Here is a 23,023-nt window from a genome sequence, read left to right as displayed (position 1 = left end):
CGCCCCGTCAGCCGCGGTTGGGGAGACGGCCGGACGGAGCGGCGCACCCCGCGCCCTCGGCCCGGAGGGGCGGGGTGCGCCGCCGCACGGTCCCCGGGCGGCCCGCACACCGCCCGGGGGCCGTCAGTTCCCGTTGGTGAGACCCGCGACCAGCTCGTCCGCCGCCGCGTACGGGTCGAGGCCGCCGGCCACGATCCGCTCGGCGAGGGAGTCCAGCCGGCGGTCGCCGTGCAGATCGGCGATCCGTTCCCGGAGCGCGGTGACGGCGATCGTCTCGACCTCGCGGGCGGCGCGCGCCGTGCGCCGCTCGTCCAGGACGCCGTGCTCCTCCATCCACGCCCGGTGCTTCTCGAGCGCCTCGACGACCTCGTCGATGCCCTCGCCCCGGGCGGCGACCGTCTTCACGATCGGCGGCCGCCAGTCGCCGGGCCCCCGGGACTCGCCCAGGCCCAGCATGTGGTTGAGCTCGCGGGCGGTGGCGTCCGCTCCGTCCCGGTCGGCCTTGTTCACGACGTAGACGTCGCCGATCTCCAGGATTCCGGCCTTCGCCGCCTGGATGCCGTCACCCATGCCGGGGGCGAGGAGGACGACGGAGGTGTCGGCCTGGGAGGCGATCTCCACCTCCGACTGGCCGACCCCGACCGTCTCCACCAGGATCACGTCGCAGCCCGCCGCGTCCAGCACCCGGATGGCCTGCGGCGCCGACCAGGCGAGCCCGCCCAGATGGCCGCGGGTGGCCATCGAGCGGATGTAGACGCCCGGGTCGGAGGCGTGCTCCGACATCCGGACCCGGTCCCCGAGGAGCGCGCCCCCGGAGAACGGCGACGACGGGTCGACGGCCAGCACCCCGACCCGCTTGCCGGCCTTGCGGTAGGCGGAGACCAGCGCCGAGGTGGAGGTGGACTTGCCGACACCCGGCGATCCGGTCAGGCCGACGACGTAGGCGCGGCCCGCCAGCGGTGCCAGGGCGGCCATCACCTCGCGCAGCTGCGGCGAGGCCCCCTCCACCAGGGAGATGAGCCGGGCCACCGCACGTGGCCTGCCTTCTCGTGCCTGCTCGACCAGGGTGGGGACGTCCACCTTCACGCTCGGCCTCCTCGCTCGCCCGTACCGACTACTTGCCCGGTACGCGGATGATCAACGCGTCGCCCTGACCGCCGCCGCCGCACAGCGCCGCCGCCCCGGTGCCGCCGCCGCGCCGCTTCAGCTCCAGCGCCAGGTGCAGCACCACACGGGCGCCGGACATGCCGATGGGGTGGCCGAGGGCGATCGCGCCACCGTTGACGTTGACCTTGTCGGAGGTGACGCCGAGGTCCTTCATCGACTGGACCGCGACGGCGGCGAAGGCCTCGTTGATCTCGATGAGGTCGAGGTCCTCGACGCCGATGCCCTCCTTCTTCAGGGCGTGCCGGATGGCGTTGGACGGCTGCGACTGGAGCGAGTTGTCCGGGCCCGCCACATTGCCGTGGGCGCCGATCTCGGCGATCCACTCCAGGCCCAGCTCCTCGGCCTTGGCCTTGCTCATGACGACGACGGCGGCGGCGCCGTCGGAGATCTGCGAGGAGGTGCCCGCCGTGATCGTGCCGTCCTTGGTGAAGGCAGGGCGCAGCTTCCCGAGGGACTCGGCGGTCGTCTCGGGGCGGATGCCCTCGTCCTTGGAGAAGAGGACCGGGTCGCCCTTGCGCTGCGGAATCTCGACCGGGGTGATCTCGGCCTCGAAGATCCCGTTCTTCTGGGCGGCGGCGGCGCGCTGGTGGGAGAGGGCGCCGATCTCGTCCTGCTCGGCGCGGGCCAGGCCGAGGCGGGTGTTGTGCTTCTCGGTGGACTCGCCCATCGGGATGTTCTCGTAGGCGTCGGTCAGGCCGTCGTACGCCATGGAGTCGAGCACCTCGACCGCGCCGTACTTGTATCCCTCACGGGACTTCGGCAGCAGGTGCGGGGCGTTGGTCATGGACTCCTGGCCGCCGGCCACCACGACGTCGAACTCGCCGGCGCGGATCAGCTGGTCCGCGAGCGCGATCGCGTCGAGACCCGAGAGGCACACCTTGTTGACGGTGAGCGCCGGGACGTTCAGCGGGATTCCGGCCTTGACAGCGGCCTGGCGTGCCGGGATCTGCCCTGCCCCGGCCTGGAGCACCTGGCCCATGATCACGTACTCGACCTGGTCGCCGCCGATGCCGGCCCGGTCCAGCGCTGCCTTGATGGCGACGCCTCCGAGGTCGGCCCCGGAGAAGCTCTTCAGCGAGCCGAGAAGCCGGCCCATGGGCGTCCTGGCGCCCGCGACGATCACTGAGGTGGTTCCGGTCGTTCCTGACATGAGGCGCAGCCCCTTGGTTTGGTTGTGAACGAGGGTTTACCTGAATGTACTGAGCGGTACGGCACCCGTCATCCGGCTGTCGGTGTGATCGCGCGCACGTTGCGTAACCATCGCCGGGGCGCTGCACTGGTTCCATGCTGACGCGAATCGACCACATCGGAATCGCCTGTTTCGACCTCGACAAGACGGTGGAGTTCTATCGCGCGACGTACGGCTTCGAGGTGTACCACTCGGAGATCAACGAGGAGCAGGGCGTCCGGGAGGCCATGCTGAAGATCAACGGCACCTCGGACGGCGGGGCTTCCTACCTCCAGCTGCTCGAACCGACCCGCGAGGATTCGGCCGTCGGCAAGTGGCTGGCAAAGAATGGTGAGGGCGTGCACCACATCGCCTTCGGGACCGCGAACGTCGACGCGGACGCCGCGGACATCCGCGAGAAGGGCGTCCGGGTGCTGTACGACGAGCCCAGGACGGGGTCCATGGGCTCCCGGATCACCTTCCTGCACCCCAAGGACTGCCACGGCGTCCTGACCGAACTGGTCACCTCGGCGACGGAGCACTGACCCGACCGATACCCGGCCCGGTAGAGTGGGCGGTTCCGGGCCGGGGCCGGGTCGGGGCCGTGCCGCGTCCTCGCCGTTGATCTGTCACCATTCCCCGGGGGACCGTTCGCCGGCGAGCGGTACTCGCATGGAGAATTGCGACCAGGGTTGGGGTCTCCCCCTGCTCAATGGGGCATCCCCTGCTCGACGACGTCGAGAGCTGGGGAAGAAGTTGAGAGCTCGGGGAAGGATGGGACCGCGCAGTGCGGGGCTACGAGAGCCAGCAGAGCCACCGAGCTGACGACGACCATCTCTCGCGGTTCGAAGCCGAGATGGACCGGCTGAGGACCGACCGGGAGAAGGCCGTCCAGCACGCCGAGGACCTCGGTTACCAGGTCGAGGTCTTGCGCGCCAAGCTGCACGAGGCGCGGCGCAATCTGGCGACCCGTCCCGCACACGACAGCGCGGACATCGGCTACCAGGCCGAACAGATGCTCCGGAACGCCCAGATCCAGGCCGACCAGCTGCGCAACGACGCGGAGCGCGAGCTGCGCGAGGCCAGGGCGCAGACGCAGCGCATCCTCCAGGAGCACGCGGAGCACCAGGCGCGTCTGCAGGCCGAGTTGCACAGCGAGGCGGTGCAGCGGCGCCAGCGGCTCGACCAGGAGCTGGCGGAGCGCCGGCAGACCGTCGAGTCCCACGTCAACGAGAACGTCGCCTGGGCCGAGCAGTTGCGGGCCAGGACCGAGTCCCAGGCCCGCCGTCTGCTGGACGAGTCGCGCACCGAGGCCGAGCAGTCGCTCTCCGCCGCCCGCGCCGAGGCCGCCAGGCTGGCCGACGAGACCCGCCGGCGCCTCAACTCCGAGGCCGAGTCGGCCCGTACCGAGGCCGAGGCGACCCTGCTGCGGGCCCGCCGGGACGCCGAACGGCTGCTGGAGGCCGCCTCCTCGCAGGCCCAGGAGGCGACCAGCCACGCCGAGCAGCTGCGCTCGACGGCCACCGCCGAGACCGATCAGACCCGGCAGCAGACGGCGGAGCTCAACCGCAACGCCGAGCAGCACATGCAGGAGGCCGAGACCCGGCTGCGCGAAGCCCGTCTGGAGGCCGAGAAGGTCCTCAGCGAGGCGAAGGAGGCCGCGGTCAAGCGGCTGGCCGGCGCCGAGTCGCAGAACGAGCAGCGCACCCGTACGGCCAAGTCCGAGATCGCCCGGCTGGTCGGCGAGGCCACCCAGCAGGCGGAGACGCTGAAGGAAGAGGCCGAGCAGGCGCTCACCGACGCCCGGGCCCAGGCCGAGCGGGTGGTCGCGGAGGCCGCCGAGAAGGCCCGCACGCTGGCCGCCGAGGACGCAGCGGCGCAGCTCGCGAAGGCGGCGCGCAGCGCCGAGGAGGTCCTGACCAAGGCCTCCGAGGACGCCAGGTCCACCACCAGGGCCGCCGGCGAGGAGGCCGACCGGATCCGCCGCGAGGCCGAGGCCGAGGCGGAGAAGCTGCGCGGCGAGGCCGCCGAGCAAGCCGACCAGCTCAAGGGCGCGGCCAAGGACGACACCAAGGAGTACCGGGCCAAGACGGTCGAGCTCCAGGAGGAGGCCCGCCGGCTCCGCGGCGAGGCCGAGCAGCTGCGCTCGGAGGCGGTCGCCGAGGGCGAGCGGATCCGTGGCGAGGCCCGCAGGGAGGCCGTCCAGCAGCTGGAGGAGGGCGCCCGTACCGCCGAGGAGCTGCTCACCAAGGCCAAGTCCGACGCCGAGGAGCTGCGGACCTCCGCGAGCACCGAGAGCGAGCGGGTCAGGACCGAGGCCGCCGAGCGCGCCGCCACCCTGCGCAAGCAGGCCGAGGAGGCGCTCGAACGCAGCCGCGCCGAGGCGGAGAAGCTGCGCGCCGAGGCCGAGGAGCAGGCGACCGCCCTGACCGCGGCGGCGGAGACCGCTGCCGAGGCCCTGCGCGAGGAGACCGAGCGCGGGATAGAGGCCCGGAAGACCGAGGCGGCCGACGAGCTGGCCCGGCTGCACACCGAGGCCGAGTCCCGGGTCACCGCCGCGGAGGAGGCGCTCGGCGAGGCGCGTACGGAGGCGGAGCGGATCCGCCGCGAGACGGGCGAGGAGTCCGAGCGGCTCCGCGCGGAGGCCGCCGAACGGCTCCGCACGCTCCAGGAGCAGGCCACGACGGAGGCCGAGCGGCTGCGCACCGAGGCCGCCGCCGACGCCGCGCAGTCCCGCGCCGAGGGCGAGTCCGTGGCCGTACGGCTGCGGAGCGAGGCCGCCGCCGAGGCGGAGCGGCTGAAGAACGAGGCGCAGGAGACCGCCGACCGGGTGCGTTCCGAGGCGGCTGCCGCCGCCGAGCGGGTCGGCGCCGAGGCGGCCGAGGCGCTGGCCGCCGCCCAGGAGGAGGCCAATCGCCGCCGCCGCGCCGCCGAGGAGGCGCTCGGTTCCGCGCGCGCCGAGGCGGAGCAGGAGCGCGAGCGCGCCCGCGAGCAGAGCGAGGAGCTCCTCGCGTCCGCCCGCAAGCGGGTCGAGGAGGCGCAGGCCGAGGCCCAGCGGCTGGTCGAGGAGGCGGAGAGCCGGGCTTCCGAGCTGGTCTCGGCCGCCGAGCAGACCGCGCAGCAGGTGCGGGACGCCGTCGCCGGGCTGCACGAGCAGGCCGAGGAGGAGATCACCGGTCTGCGGTCCGCCGCCGAGCACTCGGCGGAGCGGACGAAGACCGAGGCGCAGGAGGAGGCCGACCGGGTCAGGTCGGACGCCTACGCCGAGCGCGAGCGGGCCACCGAGGACGCCAACCGGGTCCGCCAGGTCGCGCACGAGGAGGCGGAGGCGGCGAAGTCGCTCGCCGAGCGGACCGTGTCCGAGGCGATCACGGAGTCGGAGAAGCTGCGCTCGGACACCTCCGAGTACAGCCAGCGGGTCCGTACGGAGGCGTCCGACGCCCTCGCGTCGGCGGAGCAGGACGCGGCCCGTGCCCGCGGCGAGGCCCGCGAGGACGCCAACCGGATCCGTTCCGAGGCGGCGGCGCAGGCCGACCGGCTCATGGCGGAGGCGACGACCGAGAGCGAGCGCGTCCGGGCCGAGGCCACCGAGCAGTCGGAACGCTTCGTCGGCGAGGCGACCGACGAGGCGGAGCGGCTGCGCGCGGAGGCGGCGCAGACCGTCGGTTCGGCCCAGGAGCACGCGACCCGCACCCGCGAGGAGGCGGCGCGGCTGCGTACCGACGCCGAGGCCGAGGCGGAGCAACTGCGCGCGGAGGCCCGCCAGGAGGCGGACCGGGTGCTGGACGAGGCGCGCGAGGCGGCGGCCAAGCGCCGTGCCGACGCCGCCGAACAGGCCGACCAGCTCGTGAACAAGGCCCAGGAGGAGGCGCTGCGCGCCGCCACCGAGGCCGAGGAGCAGGCCGACAGGATGGTCGGCGCCGCGCGCAACGAGGCGGTCCGGATCACCTCGGAAGCCACGGTCGAGGGCAACTCCCTGGTGGAGCGGGCCCGTACGGACGCGGACGAGCTGCTCGTCGGCGCCCGCCGGGACGCCACCGCCACCCGGGAGCGCGCGGAGGAGCTCAGGGTCCGGATCGAGAGCGAGATCGAGGAACTCCACCAGCGCGCCCGGCGCGAGACGTCCGAGCAGATGAAGACGGCGGGCGAGCGCGTCGACAAGCTGATGAAGGCGGCGACCGAACAGCGGGCAGAAGCCGAGGCGAAGGCCAAGGAGCTGCTTTCGGACGCGAATTCGGAGGCGAGCAAGGTCCGTATCGCCGCCGTGAAGCGCGCCGAGTCGCTGCTCAAGGAGGCCGAGACCAAGAAGGCCGAACTGACCCGCACGGCCGAGAAGCTGCGTTCCGACGCCGAGGCCGAGGCGAAGCAGATGGTCGACGAGGGCCGCCGCGAGCTGGACCTGCTGGTCCGCAGGCGTGAGGACATCAATACGGAGATCTCCCGTGTCCAGGACGTGCTCGAAGCGTTGGAATCTTTCGAGGCTCCGGGCGGGACGGGCAAGGCGTCGGGTGGCGGCGCCGGGGGCGTCAAGGCGGGAGCGTCGGCGGGTACCCGGTCGGGTGGCAAGACGTCGGACGGATAGCCGGACACGTGTTTCGCCATGAACATTCAACCCGTGGGGTCGCAAGCCCTGCGGGGGTCAGCCACTCAAAAGGGGTGTCATTCTCCATACCAAAGCGGCATCTTCACGTTGACACGCCGCTCCGGCCCCTAGGATTCCCTCTAACACCTCACCGGTCTCATTCGACAGGAACCCCATGAGCGACCCTTCCTCCCCCTTCGGCTTCGAGCTCGTGCGACGTGGATACGACCGCGGTCAGGTGGACGACCGCATTACCAAACTCGTCGCCGACCGTGACAGTGCTCTCGCACGCATCACTTCTCTGGAAAAGCGCATCGAGGAGCTCCACCTCGAAACGCAGAACGCCCAGGCCCAGGTGAACGACGCCGAGCCGTCGTACGCCGGGCTCGGTGCTCGCGTCGAGAAGATCCTCCGCCTCGCCGAGGAGGAGGCGAAGGACCTGCGTGAGGAGGCCCGCCGCGCGGCCGAGCAGCACCGCGAGCTGGCCGAGTCGGCCGCCCAGCAGGTGCGCAACGACGCGGAGACCTTCGCCGCGGAGCGCAAGGCGAAGGCCGAGGACGAGGGCGTCCGTATCGTCGAGAAGGCGAAGGGCGAGGCGGGCACGCTGCGCACCGAGGCCCAGAAGGACGCCCAGCAGAAGCGCGAGGAGGCCGACGCCCTCTTCGAGGAGACCCGCGCCAAGGCCGCCCAGGCCGCCGCGGACTTCGAGACGAACCTCGCCAAGCGCCGCGAGCAGTCGGAGCGCGACCTCGCGTCCCGTCAGGCGAAGGCCGAGAAGCGTCTCGCGGAGATCGAGCACCGCGCGGAGCAGCTCCGCCTGGAGGCCGAGAAGCTCCGTACGGACGCCGAGCGCCGCGCGCGTCAGACGGTGGAGACGGCCCAGCGCCAGTCCGAGGACATCGTGGCCGACGCGAACGCCAAGGCCGACCGGATCCGCAGCGAGTCGGAGCGCGAGCTGGCGGCGCTCACCAACCGCCGCGACTCGATCAACGCCCAGCTGACCAACGTCCGCGAGATGCTGGCCACGCTGACCGGTGCCGCGGTGGCCGCCGCCGGCTCCCCGGCGGAGGACGAGCCCGCCACCCGCGGGGTCCCGGCCCAGCAGACCCGCTGACGGCCGCGTACATCAGCTGTACCCCTTGCGCGCCCGGTTCCGCCCTGTGTGGTGGCGCCGGGCGTGCGGCCGTTCTAGCGTGAACGCATGATCGAGCTCGACGGCCTCACCAAACGCTTCGGCAACAAGGTTGCCGTCGACCATCTGTCATGCCGGGTCAGGCCCGGCATGGTGACGGGATTCCTCGGCCCCAACGGCGCGGGCAAGTCCACGACCATGCGGATGATGCTCGACCTCGACAACCCGACCAGCGGCACGGTGCGCATCGACGGCCGGCACTACCGGGAGCTCGACGAGCCGCTCAAGCACATCGGGGCGCTGCTGGACGCCAAGTCGATGCACGGCGGGCGCAGCGCGTACAACAACCTCCTGTGCCTCGCCCAGAGCAACCGCATCCCGGCGAGCCGGGTCGCCCACGTGCTCGACACGGTGGGTCTGACCGCGGTGGCCAGGAAGAAGTCCAAGGGCTTCTCCCTCGGTATGGGCCAGCGCCTCGGCATCGCGGCGGCCCTGCTGGGCGACCCCGAGATCCTGATGTTCGACGAACCCGTCAACGGGCTCGACCCCGAGGGCATCCACTGGATCCGGAATCTGATGAAGGCCCTCGCGGCGGAGGGCCGGACGATCTTCGTCTCCTCCCATCTGATGAGTGAGATGGCCCTGACCGCCGATCACCTGATCGTCATCGGGCAGGGCAAGCTGCTCGCCGACACCTCGATGGCCGACTTCATCCGCGAGAACTCCCGCAGTTTCGTGCGGATGCGCTCCCCGGAGCAGGAGCGCCTGCGCGACCTGCTGTACGCGGAGGGCGTCGTCGCGGTCGAGTCGGGCAACGGCATGCTGGAGATCGACGGCGAGACCCCGGAGCGGCTCGGTGAGCTCGCGGGCCGGCACGGGATCGTGCTGCACGAGCTGAGCGCCCAGCGGGCCTCCCTGGAGGAGGCGTTCATGCAGATGACGGCGGCCTCGGTGGAGTACCACGCGCACACCGACAGCGGGGCGGCCCCGCCCCCGGCGGTGGGTCCGCACTGGGGCGACCAGTGGAACCAGCGGTCGTCCGGGGCGGGCACTCCCGGCGCGGGCGCTCCCGGCGCAGGCACTCCGGGCACGGGCACTCCCGGCGCGGGCACTCCGGGCGCAGGCGCTCCCGGCGACGGTACGAAGGGGGCGTGAAGGCGATGGCATCGGTACCCGCGGTCCTGAACTCCGAGTGGACCAAGATCCGGACGGTCTCCTCGACCACCTGGACCCTGATCGCGGCGTTCGCCGTCACCGTCGCGATGGGCGCGGTGCTCAGCGCCGTGCTGAACAGCCAGTTCGACGACCTCTCCGAGGCCGAGCAGGCCACCTTCGACCCGACGTTCGTCGGCTTCTCCGGGATGATCCTGGGGCAGCTGGCCATGGTCGTCTTCGGCGTCCTGGTGGTGGGCACGGAGTACAGCTCCGGCATGATCCGCACCTCCCTCGCGGCGGTGCCGCAGCGCGGGACGTTCCTCTTCAGCAAGATCGCGGTGGCGGGCGTCCTCGCCCTGCTGGTCGGCCTCGCCACCAGCTTCGTGACCTTCTTCCTCAGCCAGTCCCTGCTGGGCGACCACAACACCGACATCGGCGCGGAGAACGTGCTGCGCGCGGTCTTCGGCGGTGGTGTCTACATGGGCCTGATCGCGGTCTTCTCCATGGGCGTGGCCTCGATGCTGCGCAGCTCCATGCTCTCGCTCGGCATCCTGATGCCGTTCTTCTTCCTCGTCTCGCAGATCCTCTCCGCGGTCCCGGGCGCCAAGAGCGTCGCCCGCTACTTCCCCGATCAGGCCGGGTCGAAGATCATGCAGGTGGTCCCCGACGCCATGAACAGCGACCCCGCCCCCTACGGCCCCTGGGCCGGGCTCGGGATCATGGCGCTGTGGGTGATCGCCGCCCTCGTCGGCGGCTTCCTCGTACTGAAGAAGCGCGACGCCTGAGGAAGCGCGACGCCCGAGGGGGCGCGACGCCCCGGGGAGCGTCCGGTACGTCTGTCCCGCGCGTCCGGCTTTGGCCGGAACCGCCGGCGCCTGGTTATCCTCCTAACTCTTACGGGGGCGTGCGGCCGGCGGCCTGGGCCCCGACGACAGACACGTCGATGGGGCTGGAGAATGATCGAGGCAGTCGGCCTGACCAAGCGCTACGGCGCGAAGACGGCCGTGCACAACCTTTCCTTCCAGGTGCGGCCCGGTGCGGTCACCGGGTTCCTCGGTCCCAACGGGTCGGGCAAGTCCACCACCATGCGGATGATGCTCGGTCTCGACCGGCCGACGTCGGGACATGTGACGATCGGCGGCCACGCCTTCCGCAGCCTCCCCAACGCGCCGCGCCAGGTGGGGGCGCTGCTCGACGCCAAGGCCGTGCACGGCGGGCGCAGCGCCCGCAACCATCTGCTCTCCCTGGCCCAGCTGGCCGGCATCCCGGCGGCGCGGGTGGACGAGGTCCTCGGTGTCGTGGGGCTCCAGGAGGTGGCGAAGCGGCGGTCCAAGGGCTTCTCCCTCGGCATGGGCCAGCGGCTCGGCATCGCGGCGGCCCTGCTGGGCGATCCGCAGGTGCTGCTCTTCGACGAGCCGGTCAACGGGCTCGACCCCGAGGGCATCCTCTGGGTCCGCAACCTGATGAAGCAGCTGGCCTCCGAGGGGCGCACGGTCTTCGTCTCCAGCCACCTGATGAGCGAGATGGCGCTCACCGCCGACCACCTCATCGTGATCGGCCGCGGGCAGCTGCTCTCCGACATGAGCGTCACCGACTTCATCTCGGCCAACTCCGCCGACTTCGCCCGGGTGCGCGTCCCCGCGGACCGGCCGGAGGCGCGGGAGAAGCTGACGGCCTCCCTGACGGAGGCGGGCGGCCGGGTCATGCCGGAGCCGGACGGAGCCTTGCGGATCACCGGGCTGGCACTCCCCCGGATCAGCGATCTGGCGCACGAGTCGGACGTACGGCTGTGGGAGCTCTCCCCGCACCAGGCGTCGCTGGAGGAGGCGTACATGCGGATGACTCAGGGCGCCGTGGACTACCGCTCGACGGCGGACGCCAAGGCGGGCCTCCAGGTGCCGCCGCCCGGCTACGGGCAGCCCGGATACGGGCAGCAGCCCGGTTTCGGGAGCGCCGGGCAGCCCCCGGAGGTCCCGCAGCAGGGCTGGTACGCCCCGCCGCCTCCGGGACAGAACCCGTACGCCGCCCCGGCGGCCCCGCCCGCACCGCTTCCGACCGAGCGCACCACCAGCGAGGACCCCCGATGACGACGCCTCCGCCGCTCCCGCAGACGCCGGGGGCCCCTCAGCAGCCGTACCAGCAGCCGCAGCAGGGCTGGGACGGCCGCCCCGGCCCGTACGCCTCCCCGATCCCCGTCCGCACGCCCGGTCTCGGTGACGCCATCGCGTCCGAGTGGACGAAGATCCGCTCCGTCCGCTCCACGATGTGGACCCTCGGTGTGATGATCGCGCTGCTGATCGGCATCGGCCTGCTCACCGCGTTCGCGGTGAGTGTGTCGGACTCCGACCTGGACGGCACCCCCGTGCTCAGCCTCGGCTTCTTCGGCGTGCTGCTCGGCTCGATCTGTGTGATCACCCTCGGCGTGCTGACCATCGCGTCCGAGTACGGCACCGGGCTGATCCGTACGACGCTCACCGCGTGCCCGAGCCGCAGCCGGATGCTGATCGCGAAGTCGGTGGTCTTCTTCCTGCTGGCCTTCACCATCACCACCGTGACCACCGGGATCGTCGGAGTGCTCCAGACCGCGATCCTGGACGGCGCCACGCCCGGCACCGCGTTCTGGGTGCGCTCCACGGTGGGCATCGGCCTCTACGTCGCGACGCTCGGACTGCTCGCGCTCGCGCTCGGCACGCTCATCCGGCACTCGGCGGGTGCCATCACGATCATGATCGCGCTGGTGCTGCTCCCGCTCGTCCTCGCGATGTTCATGTTCTCGCCGTCGCTGGCCGATGTGCAGAAGGCCCTCTTCGAGTACTCGATCCCCAACCAGCTGGGCGCGATGTACGACGCCTCGGTGACCAGCTCGGGCCCGACCGGCTGGGAGCCGCTCTGGATCATCCTCGGTGTGACCGCGGTGGCCATGGCCGGCGCCTTCGTGTCTCTGGACCGGCGGGACGTCTGAGCCCGGTCCGTCAGTAGCGCGGAGCGTTCCTGGACCGCTGCACCCTCGTGGTGCGGCGGTCCTTCGCGTTCCAGCAGGCCTTGTGCCAGTGCCTGCGGTCGTCGACCCCGCCGAACTCCGGCCAGGCGACGAGGTGCGGGACGCCGGAGGGGATCTCCTGGTCGCATCCGGGGCAGCGGTAGCGCTTGCCCACCGCGCTCGCGCCGCTCACCGGGCGCACCGACCACTCCTCGCCCTGCCAGCTCTCCGTGGCCCCGCCCCCGCCGTACCGCTCCGCCGCCTCTGATGCGTTGCCGGTGGGACTTTCGCCGCCTCGGGGGCGGTTGCGGCGCGGGGACACGGAACACCTCACGGGGCGTGTACGGGCAGTTCGTCCCGTCCAGCGTAGAGGCATCGGCCACCGGCCGGTGCCGGGCGTGGCGCGAGTGCACAGATGGGGCGGGTGGGTAACCGGAAAATCGCAACAACTTCTTCATGGACCGTGCCTTTGGCACGTGTCAGACGTTGTTGCCAGTGGGGGGACAGCCGCGTCGGCTGCAAGGAGGTAAGAGGCGATGCGCGTAGGAACGTTCGTACTGGCAGCCCAGTTTCCGGGTCAGGGCCAGGGTGAGGCCCTGCACAGGGCCGTCCGCTCCGCCGAGGTCGCGGAGGAGTCCGGGCTCGATTCCGTCTGGCTGGCCGAACATCATTTCGTGCCGTACGGGGTGTGTCCGTCCGCCGTGACCCTGGCCGGGCTCCTGCTCGGCCGCACCCGCAGAATCCGCGTGGGCACGGCGGTGAGCGTGCTGCCGACCCAGCACCCCGTCGCGCTCGGCGAGCAGGCCGCCCTGCTGCATCTGCTCAGCGGAGGCCGCTTCACGCTCGGCGTGGGCCGGGGCGGCCCCTGGGTCGACCTGGAGGTGTTCGGTGCCGGCCTCGACGCGTACGAGAAGGGCTTCCCCGAGTCCCTGGAACTGCTGCTCGACTGGCTCGGCAAGCCCCGGGTCGCGGGGCGCGGGGAGCGTTACGGCTTCCGCGAGGTGGCCGTCGTGCCCCGGGCCGACGAGCTCCTCGGGGACGGTCCGCCGGGCCCCGAGGTGATCGTCGCGTGCACCTCGCCGAAAAGCGTGAAACTCGCCGCTGGGAAGGGTTTGCCGATGCTCCTCGGGATGCATTGCGGCGACGAGGAGAAGGCCGACATGGTGGCGCTGTGGCGCTCGGCGGCCCGGGAGGCCGGTCAGCCGGCGGAGGTCGTGGAGCGGGTCGCACATGTGTCCGCGGGGGTGGCCCAGATCGCCGACCGCCCCGCCGACGCCGTGGAGACGCTCGTGAAGGCGATGCCGGGCTGGCTGCGGCAGGGGCTCGGCGCCCATGTGACGGTCGACGGCAGGCACCGGGTGATGCGCGATCCCGTCGCGTACACGGAGTTCCTCTGCGGCCTGCATCCGGTGGGCCCGCCGCGTTTCGCCGCCGACCGGCTGGCGGCCACGGCGGAGCGCACGGGCATCACCCGCTTCGCCCTCATGGTGGAGGGGTCGGGCGATCTCGCGGCGACGGAGACGAATGTGCAGCGGCTGGGCACGGAAATGCTGCCGTTGCTGGAGTGACGCGTTCACGCTGGTCGTCCTGGTGGTGCGGTGGTACGGGCGCCGCCGCCCCGGAGCCAGTTGCACCTCCCGCGGCCCGGGGCGGCGGCAGAAGCGTTCAGCAGTCCCGTAGTTCGGGCGACTGGTTGAGCAGCTGGCCTCTCACCGAGGTGAAGCGGGCCAGCCGGTCGTCGACCGAGGCGTCCAGCGGGAACACCGCGACGCGGTGGCAGTTCTGGAATGCCAGGCGCACTCCGAAGTGCCGCTGCAGCGCGCCGCGTATCGCATCACTCGCGAGCGCACGCAGCAGCTGACCACGTGCCTGCTCGTCCGGCGGGGGCGTCTGGTTGTCGGCGAACTCTCCGCCGTCCACCTTCAGCTGGGCCACCAGGGAGCTGATCATCTCCCATGCGTAGGGCAGGGAGGTCCGGACGCAGTCGACGAAGTCGGCTTCGTCGACCTCGCCTCGCTCGGCCTGTTCCAACAGCGCCGGTGAGACGTCGAGCGACATGGGTTCTCCTCTCGCGACCCCGGCAGGTGGCCGGGGCCTTACGGGCAGGGCAGGACGGCGACGCTGCGTACACAGGCGGCGACCTCCTGCTTCCACGGTAAGGGCGCAGTCCGGGCCGCACCAGGAGATTGGGAACACAACCGGCCAATCACGAACAGTCGCAAAGAGGGGCAAGCCCGATCGGTATACGTCAAGGGGCGTACGGGGTGCCAGGGACGGGAATCGCGTGGACCGGTGGTCGTCGAGTAGCGTTGCCGACCATGCGTCTCGTCATCGCCCGTTGCTCCGTCGACTACGCGGGCCGGCTCACCGCCCACCTGCCCTCCGCCCCCCGTCTGATCCTGGTGAAGGCGGACGGCAGCGTCTCGATCCACGCCGACGACCGGGCGTACAAACCGCTCAACTGGATGTCTCCGCCGTGCACCCTGAAGGAGGGTGCCGACGAGAACGAAGGCATCTGGACCGTGGTGAACAAAGCGGGCGAGAAACTGATCATCACGATGGAGGAGATCCTCCACGACTCGTCCCACGAGCTGGGCGTGGACCCGGGGCTCATCAAGGACGGGGTGGAGGCGCACCTCCAGGAGCTGCTGGCCGACCGCATCGAGACGATGGGCGAGGGCTACACCCTGATCCGCCGTGAGTACCCGACCGCGATCGGCCCGGTCGACATCCTGTGCAGGGACGCCGACGGCGCGACGGTGGCCGTGGAGCTGAAGCGGCGGGGTGACATCGACGGCGTGGAGCAGCTGACCCGCTATCTGGAGCTGCTGAACCGCGATCCGCATCTGGCGCCGGTGCGGGGCGTGTTCGCCGCGCAGGAGATCAAGCCGCAGGCCCGGGTGCTCGCGACGGACCGCGGGATCGGCTGCCTGGTCCTCGACTACGACGCGATGCGCGGCATCGAGGACGACAAGCTGCGGCTGTTCTGACCCCGGGGCGCAGGCCCCCTGACGCCGTACCGGCCCGGAGCGCGGGCCGGTGCGGCGTTCTCGCGTTCAGGCCGTCGTGGGCGAGGCGGGGGCGTCCTGGGTGGCCGACGCGGTGACGGTCTCGGCCGGTCCGCTCGCGGAGTTGGAGGTCTCCGGCTCCGTGGGCTCCGGTTCCGTCGGGGTGGGCGACGGCGACTCCGGGTCGGTGGGTGTGTCCGTCGGGGGCGTGGGCGGCGTGGTCGGCGGGGTCGTCGGCGGCCTCGTCGGCTTCTTCGTCGGCGAGGGGGAGCCGGACGTGGGCCGGTCGCTCGGGCTGCCGCTGGAGGGGGTGCCCGACGGGCTCGTGCCGGGGTCGGAGGCGCCCGGGGACGGGGTGCCGCCGGCCGACGGGCTCGCCGAGCCGGAGGGGCCCGGGGACTGGGAGCTGCCGGGGGTGCCGTCGTCGGATGCGGTGTCCTCGGCCGGCTCGTCCGCGGAGAGGCCGTTCTCGCTGTCGTCCTCGTTCGCCGACTGCTCGGTGGTGACGTTCTGCCCCTCCGGCTCCTCGCTCCCCGAGGTGGCGCCCAGGGTCACCACCGTGCCGAGGACGGCCGCCAGCAGCGCACCGGCCCCCACGGCGACGATGTTGCGCCGGGCGCCGCCGATGATGCCCGCACGCACACCCTGCTTGCCTGCGGGCATCGGGCCCTGACGGGTGATCAGGGTGGCGGAGGTCTCGTTCACGCGCGGGAAGGGCGGCATGACCGCCGGTACGCCGCCGGGCGGGGAGGCTGACTCGTCGTGCCTCGGTGCGGGCCCCTCCTCGCCGGCCGGGGTGCTCAGCACGGGCTCGCCGGAGCGGTCGGCGACGAGGGCCAGCGCCCTGCGTCCCGCCACCGCGCCGGGCTTGTCGGCGAGCGCGCCGCGCATGCCGACGGACGCCTCCAGCTCGGCCCTGGCCCGGTCCAGATGGCCGGTGCAGAGTGCGAGGACACCCAGCTCATGGTGGAAGTACGCCTCTTCGGCCACCTCACCGGCGATCCGGGCCGCCTCCTGGCCGGCCCTGAGCACCTTCTCCCAGGCGCCCCACTGCAGGCCCGCCGCGAAGGCGGGGGCCGCGCTGCGGGCCAGCAGGACGGCCGCGCTGGCCTGGCCCGCCTGGTCGCCGGGGACGAGGCGCGCCATGGACGCGAGGAGGGCGTCGGCCTCGGCGACGGCGCGCTCCGGGGTGACGGAGGGGTGCCCGGCCCACCATGCGTAGTGCTGGGCGGCGCTGCGGGCGTGCGCGTCGGCGCTCTCGCCGTATCCGCTCGCCTCCAGCTGGGCCAGCGCCCCGGCGGCCAGCCGGTAGCGGGGGCCGGCCGGGGAGAGCAGCCCGCTGCGCGCGAGCTCCCCCAGTGCGGCGTCGGCGTGGGTGTCGCCCACGAGGGCCGGCAGATGCGCCTGGTGCGGCACCTCGCCGCCGAGCGCGACGGCGAAGCGCAGGGTCTCGCGGGCGGCCTCGGTCAGCCGGGAGGCGAGCAGGGCGGCGGGCGCCGCGCCGTCGCCGAGGCTGGGCAGGGGCAGCTCCAGCGGCTCGGCCGTGCCGAAGGGCGCGTCGTCGGGGTCCTGGTCGTAGTCGTCGGACACGGCCTGGCCGGCGCGCAGCTCGTCGCGCTGGCGCAGCAGGGCGCCCGCCTGGACGAAGCGCAGGGGCAGTCCCTGGGACTCGAACCAGAGGTCTCCCGCCCAGTTCGCCTCCTCGTCGGTGAGCGCGCGCTCCACGACGTGCTCCAGGAGCTCGATCGAGGCGCTGCGGCCGAGGCCGGTGAGGAAGACCTCCTCGACGGCGGATTCGGCGGCGGGCGCGGGCACGTCGGCGGTCGCCCCGAAGAGGAACGCGCACTCGGGCGTCGCGTCCAGGAGTTCCTGGAGGGCGGCGCCGCCGAGCTCCAGGTCGTCGACGACGACGACGGCCCCGATGCCGTGGACGAGCGCGAGGAGCCCTTCGCGGTCGGGGCGGTGCAGCGGAGCGCTGAAGACGGTCTCGAAGAGCCCGTACAGCAGCTCGGTGACGCCGCGCTTGTAGCCGGAGAGGCGCACGACCCCGTCGGGCGCCAGATCCGCGCAGTCGGCGGCGACGGCGTCCAGGAGGGCCGTGCGGCCGGACCCGGCGGGGCCGGTCAGGCACACCGAGCGTCCGCGGGCGAGCAGCCGCACCAGCCGCTCACGCTCCTCCTGGCGCTCCATCAGGGGCAGCGGAGCCGGGGGCGCCCCCGGCGGGACGGGCGGCGCTCCGGCGCGCTCACGGTCCGCGCGCTGCGCGGCGGTGTGCCGCACGGGTGTCCCGGGCTGCTCCCCCGGTCTGCAGGGTTCGATCTCGCTGCCGTCGACCGGGTTGACGGTGAGCAGGAAGTCGCCCGATATCAGCTGCACCGTGCGGGACTGCTGCGGTGTCTGGTGCCCGAAGTCGGGCGTCAGAGGATCGCGGGACTGACGACGCCGGCCGGCGTCGTCACCGGCCCGGTCGTTGCCGTGGCCGTACTCATCCGGTCCCGGGTTGATCGGGTCCATCGTCAAAGCCCCCCAGACGCGCAGCGCGCGGTTGCCCCCTCCGGCCTCGCACGCCCGTCGTCGCTCCCGGTCCGGTGTCCGCCAGTGGGTCCTTGTCTATCGGCAGACGGCCGAACCCTAAACCTTCGCACAGTATCTACGAACCAGTGGGGGGCCGCGCCGCCCACGACGTCACATTCTCGTGAGGATTGTGCGCGTATCTCCCCTCGGCGGCGCCTCCGGCGCGGGAGTGCCCTCAGACCCTGGGCAGGGAGTCCGCGGCGATTCCCCCCTCGATGGCCAGGATCCTGTGGAGCCTCGTCGCCACCAGCAGGCGCTGCATCTGCGGAGGCACTCCGCGCAGCACCAGCCTCCGGCCCGCCCGGCCGGCTCTGCGGTGCGCCCCCATGATCACGCCGAGGCCGGTGGCGTCCCACGAGTCCAGCTCGGTCAGGTTCAGCACGAGGTCGCCGGCTCCGTCGTCGACGGCGGAGTGCAGAACCGTACGGGCGTCCGCCGCGCTACGGACGTCGAGGCGGCCCCCGACGACCAGCTCGGCGTGGTCGCCCCTGATGTGCATATGCGCTCCCCGGATTTACCCCGTAGATAGGTCGGTCTGTCTGGAATTCTCTTGTCGTCTCTGCCACAACTGACTGCCGCAGCGGCAGGGAAGTTGCCGTCTGTAAGCGAACCGATACCGAATTCACCCCGAGGAGTGAAGTGGCTCCGGCTGTGCGTGGGGAACCGTGCGCTGTGCGGCAACGGATCCCCGGTGCCCCGGGTCTGACTGACGGCACATCAGACAGTCCCGGGGCCCGGTGGTGATCAGTAGGTGTAGAAGCCCTGCCCGCTCTTGCGGCCGATGTCACCTGCGTCGACCATCCGGCGCATCAGCTCGGGGGCGGCGAACTTCTCGTCCTGGGACTCGGTGTAGATGTTGCCGGTGGCGTGCAGGAGGATGTCGACGCCGGTCATGTCGGCCGTGGCGAGGGGACCCATGGCGTGGCCGAAGCCCAGCTTGCACGCGGTGTCGATGTCCTCGGCCGAGGCGACGCCCGACTCGTACAGCTTGGCGGCCTCGACGACGAGCGCCGAGATCAGCCGGGTGGTGACGAAGCCCGCGACGTCGCGGTTGACGACGATGCAGGTCTTGCCGACCGACTCGGCGAACTCCCTCGCGGTGGCGAGGGTTTCGTCGCTCGTCTTGTAGCCGCGCACCAGCTCGCAGAGCTGCATCATCGGGACCGGCGAGAAGAAGTGGACACCGACGACCCGCTCCGGGCGCTCCGTCACGGCCGCGATCTTGGTGATCGGGATGGCGGAGGTGTTGGAGGCGAGGACGGCGTCCTCCCGTACGACCTTGTCGAGCGTACGGAAGATCTCGTGCTTGACCTCGAGCTTCTCGAAGACGGCCTCGACGACGACATCGGCGTCCGCCACGGCGTCCAGGTCGGTGGTCGTGGTGATCCGGGCGAGCGCGGCCTCGGCGTCGGCCGCCTCCAGCTTGCCCTTGGCGACGAACTTGCCGTAGCTGGCCTCGATGCCCGCACGCCCCCGGGCCAGGGCCTCGTCGGTCACATCGCGCAGCACGACGTCCCAGCCCGCCTGGGCGGAGACCTGCGCGATACCGGACCCCATGAGTCCGGCGCCGATGACGGCGAGCTTCCTGGCCACGATTCGCACCCCAATGCATTGTCAGTCGTTCACATGCTCTCCGGCGGAGATTAGTACCCGTGAGGGGCCCTGAGGCCGCGAAGAGATGCGCGTCACGTCTCACATGACGGACATCACACCGTCCGCTGTCACGCGGCGGCGCGCCGCGCGTAGTTGAGGACCTTCTCGCCGAGGAGGTCCTCAATGCCGTCGAGCAGGGCGAGCGCGTCGCGGGAGACCTCGTCCGGCTTGCGGCCCGCCACCATCTCGCCGCCGATGTACGCCATCAGGGTGCTGTGCACCCAGGAGAGCTGACCGGCCACCAGATCCGGGGCCGGGTCACCGGGGTCCGCCCCGGACTCCGCCCTCATGGTCGCCTCCAGGTGGAGCTGGGCCTCCTGCTGGATGTGCCAGAGGCGGGCCTTGAGGCCGTCGGCGCCCTCGATGACCCTCATGAAGGCCGCGTACCCCTCCATGAGGCCGACCGTGGGCGAGACGCCCTCCACCTGGATGCGCAGCTCGCGCAGCACGGCGTCGGCGGCGGACTCCCCCGCCGCGCGGCCCCGGACGTACCGGGAGAGCCGGTCGACGATGCCGCTGCCGCGGTCCAGGAAGAGGTCCTCCTTGGCGGGGAAGTAGTTGTACACGGTGTTGACCGAGACGTCCGCGGCCTGTGCGATCTCGGCGATCGTGACCGCGTCGAAGCCCCTCTCCACGAAGAGCCCGGTGGCCACGTCCGACAGATGCTGCCTGGTCTGACGCTTCTTCCGCTCCCTGAGTCCCTCGGTCATGGCCTCATCGTACGCACCCGGTGGGGTCTCTGTAATTTTGGAGTCATTGCAATTTTGGGGTGACTCTGTTTTTCTGGGGCCATGGCCATCATCAGCACGTCCGGGCTCGCCCGGACCTTCACGACCAAGGCGGGGCCCGTCCACGCCGTGCGCTCGGTCGACCTGACCGTCCCGCCCGGCGAGATCGTCGGTCTCCTCGGCCCCAACGGCGCGGGCAAGACCACCACCCTGCGGATGCTCACCACGCTGCTCGCCCCCACCGCCGGCGCTGCCACCGTCGCCGGCCACGACCTGACGGCGGACCCCGCGGGGGTCCGCGAGAACTGCGGTTACGTCGCCCAGTCCGGCGGGGTGGATCCGCACGTCACGGTGCGGGAGGAGCTCGTCACCCAGGGGCGGCTGTACCGGCTGAGCAAGGCCGAGGCGATCGCGCGGACGGCCGAACTGGCCGCGCGCCTCGGCCTCGACGGCCTGCTCGACCGCAGGACGGCCGCGCTCTCCGGCGGGCAGCGGCGCCGCCTCGACATCGCGATGGGCCTCACCCACCGCCCACCCCTGCTCTTCCTCGACGAGCCGACGACCGGACTCGACCCGGGCAGCCGGGAGGACCTGTGGGACCTGGTCCGGGGGCTGCGGGACGACTTCGGCACGACGGTCGTGCTCACCACCCACTACCTCGACGAGGCCGACGTCCTCGCGGACCGGCTGGTCGTCATCGACGGCGGCCTGGTCGTCGCCGAGGGCACGCCGGCCGCGCTGAAGACTGCACACGCCGGCTCGCCGGACGCCTCGCTGCACGACACCTTCCTCGCGATCACCGGGCGCACCCCGGCCGCCGCCGAGGCCGACCCCGTCACCGTCTAGGACCCCGATGCTTCTCCACGACACCTCGCTGATCTTCGGCCGGTACCTCCGGCAGACCCTGCGCTCGCGGTTCCAGATCTTCTTCGGAATCCTGATGCCCCTGCTCTACCTGCTCTTCTTCGGCCCGCTCCTCACAGAGCTCCCCCTGGGCTCCACGGGTGACTCCTGGCAGGTCCTGGTGCCCGGACTGCTGCTCCAACTGGGCCTCTTCGGCGCCTCGTTCGCCGGCTTCTCCATCATCGTCGAGAAGTCCACGGGGGTGGTGGAACGCATGCGTGTGACCCCCGTGAGCCGACTGGCACTCCTGCTGGGACGGGTCCTGCGGGACGCCCTGCTGTTCATGTTCCAGGCCGTGCTGCTGGTGCTCGCCGCGCTGGTCATGGGGCTGCGCGCGCCGTTGGCCGGAGTGCTCATCGGCTTCGCCTTCGTGGGCCTGCTCACGGTCTCCCTGGCCTCGCTGTCGTACGCGCTGGCCATGAAGGTGCGTACGCCGCAGGAGTTCGGGCCGGTGATCAACTCGCTCACCATGCCGGCCATGCTGCTCTCCGGGCTGATGCTGCCGATGACGCTCGGCCCCGCCTGGCTGGACGTGCTGTCGCACCTCACTCCGTTCCGCTACCTGGTGGACGCGGCGCGGGACGCGTACGTCGGCTCGTACGCCACGGCGCACATGCTGTACGGGGCCTCGGTGGCCCTCGCCTTCGCCCTTCTGGCGGTGACGGCCGGCACACGCGTCTTCCGGCGGGCCGGAGCGTAACTAGGCTGGGCCCATGGTCAATCTGACGCGCATCTACACCCGTACCGGCGACAAGGGCACCACCGCCCTCGGCGACATGAGCCGGACCGCCAAGACCGATCTGCGGATCTCGGCCTACGCCGACGCCAACGAGGCCAATGCCGTCATCGGCACAGCCATCGCCCTGGGGAACCTCTCCGAGGACGTCGTGAAGGTCCTCGTCCGTGTGCAGAACGACCTGTTCGACGTGGGCGCGGACCTGTCCACGCCGGTGGCGGAGAACCCGCAGTACCCGCCGCTGCGGGTGGAGCAGAGTTACGTCGACAAGCTGGAGGCGGACTGCGACACCTTCCTGGAGGAGCTGGAGAAGCTGCGCAGCTTCATCCTTCCGGGCGGCACTCCGGGCGCGGCACTGCTGCACCAGGCCTGCACGGTCGTCCGCCGCGCCGAGCGGTCCACCTGGGCGGCGCTGGAGGTCCACGGCGAGGTCATGAACGCGCTGACGGCGACCTACCTGAACCGCCTTTCCGACCTCCTGTTCATCCTCGCGAGGACGGCGAACAAGGAGGTCGGGGACGTGCTGTGGGTGCCGGGCGGCGAGCGCTGAGTCAGCGTCCGGCGCCGACGCGGCCCTTCGGCTCCTGCTTGGGGAAGAGCGTGTAGGACCCGGCGATGACCAGATTGATCCCGATCACCCAGAGCATCTTCTGCTGCCACATCCGCAGCGAGCCGATGTCCCCGTCCCCGCCGACGTACCATACCGCCGCCTGGAGCAGGGCCATGGCCGTCACCGCGGCCAGGGTCCACCGGGCGGCGGTGCGCCACTCGTGGACGGCCCGCGCCCTCCCGTACTTCGGGGGCCTCACCGGCGGGGGGCCGCCCGCGAAGCGGTGGGCGACCCTGGCGTCGACCCACCTGATGGTGGAGTGGCCGAGTCCCACGGTGAAGCCGATGTAGACGGCCGCCAGACCGTGCTTCCAGTCCGGCTCGGCGCCGTTCTTCAGGTCGATGGCCGTCACCACCAGCAGGACGACCTCCAGCAGGGGCTCGCACAGCAGCACGGCCGCGCCCAGCCGGGGCTTCCTGGCGACGTAGCGCAGCGCGAGTCCGGCGGCCAGCAGCACCCAGAAGCCGATTTCGCAGAGCACGATCAGCGTGACGATCACGGCACTTCTCCTTCCGGTCCCTTCCAGGCTCTCGCCCGCGGGGCGCCGGATCGTCGTCGGCAGTGACGAAACGTGACTGCATCCTTCGATGTACCCACGCCTCACTCCGCGTACGGACGTGGCGCGGG

21 protein-coding genes are annotated in these 23,023 nt (G+C 71.8%); 12 read left to right on the top strand and 9 right to left on the bottom strand.

Annotated elements, in window-relative coordinates; genetic code table 11:
- Nucleotides 1-123: 123 nt before the first annotated feature.
- Together meaB and AMK10_RS05520 are read right to left on the bottom strand one after the other, a co-directional pair.
- Nucleotides 124-1,086 (bottom strand): methylmalonyl Co-A mutase-associated GTPase MeaB, encoded by a 963-nt coding sequence (meaB, locus tag AMK10_RS05525; RefSeq protein ID WP_073745305.1) that lies wholly within the window; start codon nt 1,084-1,086, stop codon nt 124-126.
- Between the two features lie 28 nt (nt 1,087-1,114).
- Nucleotides 1,115-2,317: an acetyl-CoA C-acetyltransferase gene (locus tag AMK10_RS05520; RefSeq protein ID WP_073745304.1), complete on the bottom strand. Its 1,203-nt coding sequence runs from the start codon at nt 2,315-2,317 to the stop codon at nt 1,115-1,117.
- A 134-nt stretch (nt 2,318-2,451) separates the two neighbouring features.
- Here AMK10_RS05520 and mce point away from each other — a divergent pair, with 134 nt between their 5' ends.
- The 7 genes from mce (at nt 2,452) to AMK10_RS05485 (ending at nt 12,166) form a co-directional block, all read left to right on the top strand.
- Nucleotides 2,452-2,880 carry a methylmalonyl-CoA epimerase gene (mce, locus tag AMK10_RS05515; protein ID WP_073745303.1) on the top strand — a complete coding sequence of 143 codons (429 nt, stop codon included), beginning with the start codon at nt 2,452-2,454 and terminating at the stop codon, nt 2,878-2,880.
- A gap of 242 nt (nt 2,881-3,122) precedes the next feature.
- Complete coding sequence (scy, locus tag AMK10_RS05510) at nt 3,123-6,917, top strand: polarized growth protein Scy (RefSeq protein WP_073745300.1); 3,795 nt, start codon at nt 3,123-3,125, stop codon at nt 6,915-6,917.
- 175 nt (nt 6,918-7,092) lie between these two features.
- Nucleotides 7,093-8,031 (top strand): cellulose-binding protein, encoded by a 939-nt coding sequence (locus AMK10_RS05505; RefSeq protein WP_073745298.1) that lies wholly within the window; start codon nt 7,093-7,095, stop codon nt 8,029-8,031.
- Between the two features lie 87 nt (nt 8,032-8,118).
- The gene (locus AMK10_RS05500) at nt 8,119-9,204 is read left to right on the top strand and encodes an ABC transporter ATP-binding protein (RefSeq protein ID WP_073745296.1); all 1,086 of its coding nucleotides are present in this window, start codon (nt 8,119-8,121) and stop codon (nt 9,202-9,204) included.
- Nucleotides 9,205-9,209: 5 nt separating this feature from the next.
- On the top strand, nt 9,210-9,989 hold the full coding sequence (locus AMK10_RS05495) for an ABC transporter permease subunit (RefSeq protein ID WP_073746081.1): 780 nt from the start codon (nt 9,210-9,212) through the stop codon (nt 9,987-9,989).
- 171 nt (nt 9,990-10,160) lie between these two features.
- Nucleotides 10,161-11,291, top strand: coding sequence for an ABC transporter ATP-binding protein (locus AMK10_RS05490; RefSeq protein WP_073745293.1), 1,131 nt, complete (start codon nt 10,161-10,163; stop codon nt 11,289-11,291).
- Entirely contained in the window at nt 11,288-12,166 is an 879-nt protein-coding gene (locus AMK10_RS05485; protein ID WP_073745291.1) for an ABC transporter permease subunit, read from the top strand. The genes AMK10_RS05490 and AMK10_RS05485 overlap by 4 nt, the downstream gene beginning before the upstream one ends.
- A 10-nt stretch (nt 12,167-12,176) precedes the next feature.
- Here AMK10_RS05485 and AMK10_RS05480 read toward each other — a convergent pair whose 3' ends face one another.
- Complete coding sequence (locus tag AMK10_RS05480) at nt 12,177-12,506, bottom strand: ATP/GTP-binding protein (RefSeq protein WP_073745289.1); 330 nt, start codon at nt 12,504-12,506, stop codon at nt 12,177-12,179.
- Nucleotides 12,507-12,720: 214 nt separating this feature from the next.
- On the opposite strand from AMK10_RS05480, the gene AMK10_RS05475 reads away from it, so the two are divergent.
- A complete protein-coding gene (locus AMK10_RS05475; protein WP_073745287.1) occupies nt 12,721-13,752 on the top strand; it encodes an LLM class flavin-dependent oxidoreductase in 1,032 nt (343 codons plus the stop codon).
- Nucleotides 13,753-13,849: 97 nt separating this feature from the next.
- Here the strand turns inward: AMK10_RS05475 and AMK10_RS05470 are convergent, their stop codons facing one another.
- A complete protein-coding gene (locus tag AMK10_RS05470) occupies nt 13,850-14,242 on the bottom strand; it encodes an SCO5389 family protein (RefSeq protein ID WP_073745285.1) in 393 nt (130 codons plus the stop codon).
- Nucleotides 14,243-14,502: 260 nt separating this feature from the next.
- Here AMK10_RS05470 and nucS point away from each other — a divergent pair, with 260 nt between their 5' ends.
- Nucleotides 14,503-15,174: an endonuclease NucS gene (gene nucS / locus AMK10_RS05465; RefSeq protein WP_073745283.1), complete on the top strand. Its 672-nt coding sequence runs from the start codon at nt 14,503-14,505 to the stop codon at nt 15,172-15,174.
- Nucleotides 15,175-15,240: 66 nt separating this feature from the next.
- Here the strand turns inward: nucS and AMK10_RS05460 are convergent, their stop codons facing one another.
- The 4 genes from AMK10_RS05460 to AMK10_RS05445 all read right to left on the bottom strand — a co-directional run bounded on the left by AMK10_RS05460 (nt 15,241) and on the right by AMK10_RS05445 (nt 20,129).
- Nucleotides 15,241-17,706, bottom strand: coding sequence for an ATP-binding protein (locus AMK10_RS05460; protein ID WP_073746079.1), 2,466 nt, complete (start codon nt 17,704-17,706; stop codon nt 15,241-15,243).
- A 235-nt stretch (nt 17,707-17,941) separates the two neighbouring features.
- The gene (locus tag AMK10_RS05455) at nt 17,942-18,265 is read right to left on the bottom strand and encodes an STAS domain-containing protein (RefSeq protein WP_073745281.1); all 324 of its coding nucleotides are present in this window, start codon (nt 18,263-18,265) and stop codon (nt 17,942-17,944) included.
- A 245-nt stretch (nt 18,266-18,510) separates the two neighbouring features.
- Nucleotides 18,511-19,359 (bottom strand): 3-hydroxyacyl-CoA dehydrogenase family protein, encoded by an 849-nt coding sequence (locus AMK10_RS05450; protein WP_073746077.1) that lies wholly within the window; start codon nt 19,357-19,359, stop codon nt 18,511-18,513.
- A gap of 128 nt (nt 19,360-19,487) precedes the next feature.
- On the bottom strand, nt 19,488-20,129 hold the full coding sequence (locus AMK10_RS05445) for a TetR/AcrR family transcriptional regulator (protein WP_073745279.1): 642 nt from the start codon (nt 20,127-20,129) through the stop codon (nt 19,488-19,490).
- 81 nt (nt 20,130-20,210) lie between these two features.
- On the opposite strand from AMK10_RS05445, the gene AMK10_RS05440 reads away from it, so the two are divergent.
- From AMK10_RS05440 to AMK10_RS05430, 3 genes are read left to right on the top strand one after another with little or no spacing between them, the layout of a single operon-like run.
- Nucleotides 20,211-20,993: an ABC transporter ATP-binding protein gene (locus AMK10_RS05440; protein ID WP_073745277.1), complete on the top strand. Its 783-nt coding sequence runs from the start codon at nt 20,211-20,213 to the stop codon at nt 20,991-20,993.
- Nucleotides 20,994-21,000: 7 nt separating this feature from the next.
- Nucleotides 21,001-21,750 (top strand): ABC transporter permease, encoded by a 750-nt coding sequence (locus AMK10_RS05435; RefSeq protein ID WP_073745275.1) that lies wholly within the window; start codon nt 21,001-21,003, stop codon nt 21,748-21,750.
- A 13-nt stretch (nt 21,751-21,763) separates the two neighbouring features.
- A complete protein-coding gene (locus AMK10_RS05430; RefSeq protein ID WP_073745273.1) occupies nt 21,764-22,336 on the top strand; it encodes a cob(I)yrinic acid a,c-diamide adenosyltransferase in 573 nt (190 codons plus the stop codon).
- A gap of 1 nt (nt 22,337) precedes the next feature.
- Here the strand turns inward: AMK10_RS05430 and AMK10_RS05425 are convergent, their stop codons facing one another.
- The gene (locus tag AMK10_RS05425) at nt 22,338-22,895 is read right to left on the bottom strand and encodes a hypothetical protein (RefSeq protein ID WP_073745271.1); all 558 of its coding nucleotides are present in this window, start codon (nt 22,893-22,895) and stop codon (nt 22,338-22,340) included.
- Nucleotides 22,896-23,023: the final 128 nt, after the last annotated feature.

Origin of the sequence: Streptomyces sp. CB02058 (assembly GCF_001905505.1) — a bacterium.
Lineage (GTDB): Bacteria > Actinomycetota > Actinomycetes > Streptomycetales > Streptomycetaceae > Streptomyces.
The sequence above is the reverse complement of the archived record's forward strand: the minus strand, read 5'-3'. Positions and strand labels throughout refer to the sequence as shown.